The following is a 1,009-nucleotide window of genomic DNA, read 5'->3' as shown; positions in this document are numbered from 1 at the left end:
GATCGACGGCGCCGTCGTCACGGTATCGCTCACCTCGGTCGAGTTCGCCGAGACCGCGACGGGCACCCGGATCACGCTCACCGAGCACGGCGCCTATCTCGACGGTCACGAGAAGCCCGAGTGGCGCGAGGAGGGCACCGGCGACCAGCTCGGTGCCCTCGACCGGGAACTGCGCGAAAACTCGCGCGGGTGAACCGGTTACGGCCCCAGATCGCCGTCTGCGGACCGCGCGACTGCACCGAATCCGATGACCGCGCCGCCCGGGAGGTCGGCCGGCTGCTCGCCGAGGGTGGGGCCACCGTCCTCTGCGGTGGCGGCACCGGAGTCATGGCCGCGGTCGCCGCCGGCGCCTCGCAGGCCGGCGGCCTGGTCATCGGCGTGCGGCCCGATACCGAGCGAGGCGCGATCTGCGATGGATTGTCGGCAGTGCTGTTCACCGCCATGGGCGAGGCCCGCAATGCGATCCTCATCGAATCCGCCGACGCGATCATCGTCATCGGCGGCTCGTGGGGCACCCTGTCGGAACTGGCCCTCGCCAATCGGCGCGGCGGTGTCCCGGTGGTGTCGATCAATGACGAAGGATCTCCAGGGGAGGGAAACGACGCGGTCGCGGGTCTGTCCCGCCGCGAACTCGACATTCTCGATTTCGAACGCAAGTGGTGGAAGTACGCGGGCGCCAAGGAAGAAGCCATCCGCGAGTTGTTCGGACTCTCGGCCACCCGCTACTACCAGGTGCTCAATACCGTCGTCGACATGCCGGAGGCGCTGGCCGCGGATCCGATGCTGGTGAAGCGGCTGCGCCGGTTGCGGGCGGTGACGCGCCGGACTTCACCGGCCAAGCCGACCTCACCGAGCACCACCATGCCGGCACGCAGCGGAATGTCACGTTCGGAACCGGCTATCGCGACGGCCACCGCCAGATCGGCGGCGGGTTCGGTCAGTCGCATACCGCCGACCGTCGCGGCGTAGACGTCGTGCTTGCCGAGATACACCCCGCAGCGGCTCTGCA

General features: G+C 69.3%; 1 protein-coding gene and 2 pseudogenes. All 3 read left to right on the top strand.

Annotation, left to right across the window (positions count from 1 at the left end):
* On the top strand, positions 1-193 hold a 193-nt coding region (locus AB0C20_RS36455), incomplete at its 5' end, for a hypothetical protein (RefSeq protein ID WP_357569750.1).
* Positions 121-561, top strand: a pseudogene (locus AB0C20_RS36450) (LOG family protein); the annotation flags it as partial. The gene AB0C20_RS36455 and the pseudogene AB0C20_RS36450, both read left to right, overlap by 73 nt.
* Positions 562-612: 51 nt before the next feature.
* Positions 613-813, top strand: a pseudogene (locus AB0C20_RS36445) (DUF3263 domain-containing protein); the annotation flags it as partial.
* Between the last annotated feature and the right edge of the window lie 196 nt (positions 814-1,009).

Origin of the sequence: Micromonospora sp. NPDC048843, assembly GCF_040649965.1 — a bacterium.
GTDB classification, from domain to species: Bacteria; Actinomycetota; Actinomycetes; order Mycobacteriales; family Micromonosporaceae; genus Micromonospora; species Micromonospora hortensis.
The sequence above is the reverse complement of the archived record's forward strand: the minus strand, read 5'-3'. Positions and strand labels throughout refer to the sequence as shown.